We start from the raw sequence: 4,315 nt of genomic DNA, 5'->3' as shown, positions 1-4,315 counted from the left end.
CTAGTCTCGTTGGCTCTGAGATGAGTATAAGAGACATCCGACGGCGGCGCGGCCGGCACCCCCCGAATCCGCCCGGCGGACATCGACGCGGCCGACGGCCGGGGCCTGCACATCGTCTCCGGCCTGGCGGACCGCTGGGGGGTCGAGCGGGACGGTCTGGGGCAGAGTGTCTGGGCCGAGTTCGACCCGGTGACGGAACGACCGGGCCTGGTCGTCGCCGGCTGAGTCCCCGCAGGGCGGGTCCGGCCCCCGGCGTCGCGTCCGGGCCTCTAGGCTGTGTCGCCGTGAGCAAGCGTCGAAAGAACCAGCGGGCCGCCACGTCGACCCCGAAGCGGGAGAAGGTGCGGGACGTCTTCGTCCCCCGACCCTTCGAAGGGCTGACCGACGAGCCGGAATGGATCGCGCTGCGGGAACTGGTGCCCGCCGCCTCCGCACCGCTGCGGCTCACCCCCGAGCTGGTCGAGGAGTACGGTGACCGGCCGGTGACGCTGGCCACCGTGCTGCCGATGGCCGCCCCCGCGATGAGCCGCGCCGACGGGCACGTGTTCGTCGGGCTCCAGCGACACCAGCAGTCCGGTGACGTGTCCCGGGACCTGGCCGAGTCGCTGCTCTGCGCGCTGCGTACCGAGCCGGGTGACCCGGTCCAGGTGCCGCCGCTGCCCGGGCCCGGGCCACGGCTCCAGGACATCCTGGTCGACGGCCCGTTGACGGTCACCCTGCACGAGGGCTTCGACTTCTGGCTGGTCCCCGAGGCGGTCGACGACCCGACCGTGCAGGCGTCCCTGGAGCGGGCCAACGCGGCGATCTACCCGACCGTGGGTCTGGCGGCGGCGCGGTCGGCGTACTGGTGCCAGGTGCCGGAGAAGGCCCACGTGCGCTGGGTGCTGCCCGAGGCCGAGGAGGACGCGCTGGACGCGTTGGCCCGGCTGGGCGCGGCCGGCTCGTTGACCCTGGGCGAGGGGACCAAGTTCGCCGGCATGTTCCGGGCCCACGGTCGGCTGGTGCCGGTCTGGGACCTGCCCGAGCAGACCCCGGCCGCCGAGTGGGAGGCGCCGGTCGCCGACTTCGCCAAGCGGTACGCCGAGGCGCTGACGGAAACCGAGCCGCTCGACGCCGCCGCCCGCCGGGCCCGGCAGGGCCTGCTGGGCCGCCAGCTCACGCTGCGCTGAGCGCGCGCTTCTGGTGTGCCGCCAGCTCACCCTGAACGCGCGCTTCTGGTGTTAGGAAGGGACCCCTGCTCTACCTGAGGCGTTAGAAAGGGGCCCTTCCTTACTCCCGGCTCTGCTCGCGTCGTTACTCGCGGACCAGCGGGCAGGACATGCAGCGCGGGCCGCCCCGACCCGACCCCAGCTCGGAGCCGGCGATCGGGATGAGTTCGATCCCGGCCCGTTCGAGCTGGGCGTTGGTCTCCACGTTGCGTTCGTAGCCGACGCAGAGCCGGGGCGCGATCGCCAGCGTGTTGTTGCCGTCGTCCCACTGCTCCCGTTCGGCGGTCACCGGGTCGAGCCCGGTGTCGATCACCCGGAGCTGGTCAAGGTCCATCGCGTCGGCGGCGGCCCGCAGGAACGGCGCCGGGCCGTCCACCCGTGGGTCGTCGCCGTCCGTCCCGGCGATCACCGTGTACGCCGACAGCGTGTGCGCGACGTTCGGGTACATCAACACCGCGTCGACGTCGACCATGGTGCAGACCGTGTCCAGGTGCATGGTGGCCCGCTCCTGGGCGATCGGCACGACCAGGATGGTGTGCGCCAGCCCGGCCGCGAAGACCTGCCGGGCCAGCCGCTCGGCACCGGCCGGGGTGGTCCGCTCACCCACCCCGACGGCGAGCACCCCGGGGGCGAGCAGCAGCACGTCGCCGCCTTCGAGGTGCTCCAGGTCGGGGCGGTAGACGTACTCGGTGCCGGCGAAGCGTGGATGGTGCCGGTAGATCGCGTCGGTCAACGTGGTCTCCCGCCGCCGGGCCGGCATCGCCAGGCTGGTCACGCCGACCCGGTCGCCGATCCACAGTGACGAGTCGCGGGTGAAGAGCAGGTTCGGCAGGGGCGTGATGACGAAGTCGTGCCGGTCCATCAACGTGTAGACCAGACCGCCGCGCCGGTCACCGCCGAGCCGTAGCTCCTCGTGGGCGAGTCCGGCGACGAGGACTCCGGCGAGCGCGGCCGGGTCGAGGTAGGTCAGGTGTGCGGCCACCCGGGCGCGCAGGGTGTCGCCGAGCCGGGGCGAGGCGAGGACCTGTTCGGTCAGTTCGGCGCGGGCCTCCGCCACGGCCAGGGTCTCGGTGAGCAGATCGGTGAGATAGAGCACCTCGACGTCGCGCTCGCGCAGCGCGGCGGCGAAGGCGTCGTGCTCCTCCTGCGCGCGGCCCACCCAGGGGATGGCGTCGAACAGCAGCGAGTCGTTGTTGCGCGGGGTCAGACGCGCGAGTTCCGGCCCCGGCCGGTGCAGCAGCACGGTGCCGAGCCGACCGACCTCACTGTCCACGTAGTGGGTCACACCCGAAGCCTAGGGCAGGGTTTGGCGGCATCCGATAAAACAGCTGTGGATGAATATGGCATTCATCCACAGTCATTCCGGCGTTCCGGCTTGCCGACTACCGGGACCCGCAACGTAGGGTAGTGAGAACGTAACTTCGAGGGACCTTTTGCCGGAGGTCGCGATGACTGTCTTCCCCGCTCGTCGAGCCGTACCGTCCGCCCGGGCGCTGCCGCAAGCGGCGGTGCCACACCCTCGGGTCGAGGCACCGGGGGTGGTCGCGGCCCCGCGTCCGTCGCCCTTGGAGTGAGCCCGCCGACGCCGCGCCGAGCGGGGTGCTCGCCGGCTCGAGGCGGCCGGTGCCCGCGCGCTCGGCCAACTCGACCATCTCGGGCCCGCGTGGCATGTGATCGACTGGCCCCGCACGGATGCCGCCGACGCCCTCCTCGACGAGAGCGACGACAACCGGGCCGGCTTCCTCGCCATCGGCCCGAGCGGACTCTTCGCCGTCACCATCGCCGATCACGGGCGGGCCCGCGTCCTGGTCGCCGGTGACGTGGTGCAGATCAACGGGAAGCGCCCGCCGTACGTGGCCGAGGCCCGCCGCGACGCCCGACGCGCCAGCAAGGCGCTGACCAGTGCGGTCGGCCACCCGATCCCGGTGACGCCGGTGCTCACCTTCGTGGGCTCCGGCGTCATCAGCGTCTACGGCCTGCCCAAGGACTGTCTGATGGCCACCCACCGGGAGCTCGACCGGCTGCTCGTCGCCGCCGGCAACCGGATCAGTCCGGCCACCGCCGAGAAGCTCTCCCGGGTCGCCCAGCACCCCGGGACGTGGATGAGTGGCGGCTATCCGCCAGCAGCCGACTACCGGTGGTACGAGGACGGCCGAATGGCCGCTGACAAGCCGGCCACCCGGCGGTAACGTCTGCGGCGACGCCACGCGGCCGGACCGCTGCACTCCGCACCCACCGGCCGCGCCGTCGCAGACCGGCAGTGATCAGCACCGATGGCGTGGATTCCAGCGCGGTCAGCGGTGGCCGAGACGACCGGCTAGCGTGGACGTTCCGTCGGTGTGCATAGGAGGCGCGGTGGCCCACGTCGAACTCTCGCTCTCGGAAGTGTTCGCGCCCGACCCGGGGACACCGACAGAGCTGGGGTACGACAACTTCGGCCGGTGGGCGGCCACTGTGTCCAGTGCCGACGAGCCCTGCCTGCTGATCGACGCCGAGACCCGGGTGGTGGCCGTCTCCGCCGCCGGCTGCGAGTTGCTCGGCCTCGGCACGCCCGAGGCCGTCATCGGGCTGCCGCTGCTCGACGGTGGCCTGCGACTGCTCGACTTCACCGCGTACCGGGGCGAGTTGGCCGAGCCGGACATCGACAAGATCCCGCCACTGCTGGCGCTCGTCTCCGGCCGGATGGCCCGCGGCCTGTTACGGATCATGGCGACCACCGAGGGTGTCTCCGACGCGACCGTCGACGCGATCTCCACACCGGTGCTCGCCGACGGGGCCGTCGCCGGCTCCCTCACCTTCTTCTCCGAGCTCTGACCGGTGGCACCCGCAGGCGCCGTCGGCGGGCACCGCGTACCCGGCTGACCTTCACCTCGGCGGCGGATCCTCCTACCATGGGCTCGGCCCTGAGCACCCCCGACGCTCGACCCCCATCGAGGATCATCCCCGTGCCGTCCACCCCGATCCGTCGTGCCAATCCCGCCCGGCCGGGCGCCCGCCGGTACCGCACACGGCTGCCCGCAGTCGCCGGACTGGCCGTACTCCTGCTTTCCGGATGCGGCGAACCGCCGGACCTGCGCGACGGGTCGGCCCGGCCGACGCCGCCACCC

The 4,315-nt window shown here is 72.4% G+C and carries 3 protein-coding genes and 2 pseudogenes; 4 read left to right on the top strand and 1 reads right to left on the bottom strand.

The features are described 5' to 3' along the window. Positions 1-30 precede the first annotated feature (30 nt). Both EYA84_RS33660 and EYA84_RS27565 read left to right on the top strand, forming a co-directional pair. Positions 31-225: pseudogene (locus EYA84_RS33660) on the top strand (ATP-binding protein); the annotation flags it as partial. A 59-nt stretch (positions 226-284) separates the two neighbouring features. Then, complete coding sequence (locus EYA84_RS27565; protein WP_131056739.1) at positions 285-1,169, top strand: DUF5926 family protein; 885 nt, start codon at positions 285-287, stop codon at positions 1,167-1,169. Positions 1,170-1,293: 124 nt separating this feature from the next. Here the strand turns inward: EYA84_RS27565 and EYA84_RS27560 are convergent, their stop codons facing one another. After that, entirely contained in the window at positions 1,294-2,493 is a 1,200-nt protein-coding gene (locus tag EYA84_RS27560; protein WP_131056737.1) for an arginine deiminase, read from the bottom strand. Between the two features lie 163 nt (positions 2,494-2,656). Here EYA84_RS27560 and EYA84_RS27555 point away from each other — a divergent pair. Together EYA84_RS27555 and EYA84_RS27550 are read left to right on the top strand one after the other, a co-directional pair. Further along, positions 2,657-3,397 (top strand): annotated as a pseudogene (locus EYA84_RS27555) (hypothetical protein). Positions 3,398-3,563: 166 nt separating this feature from the next. Then, positions 3,564-4,022, top strand: a complete 459-nt coding sequence (locus tag EYA84_RS27550; RefSeq protein ID WP_131056735.1) for a PAS domain-containing protein — start codon at positions 3,564-3,566, stop codon at positions 4,020-4,022. The last annotated feature ends 293 nt before the right edge of the window (positions 4,023-4,315 follow it).

It is taken from the genome of Verrucosispora sp. SN26_14.1, assembly GCF_004307965.1.
In the GTDB taxonomy this organism is placed as follows: Bacteria; Actinomycetota; Actinomycetes; order Mycobacteriales; family Micromonosporaceae; genus Micromonospora.
The sequence above is the reverse complement of the archived record's forward strand: the minus strand, read 5'-3'. Positions and strand labels throughout refer to the sequence as shown.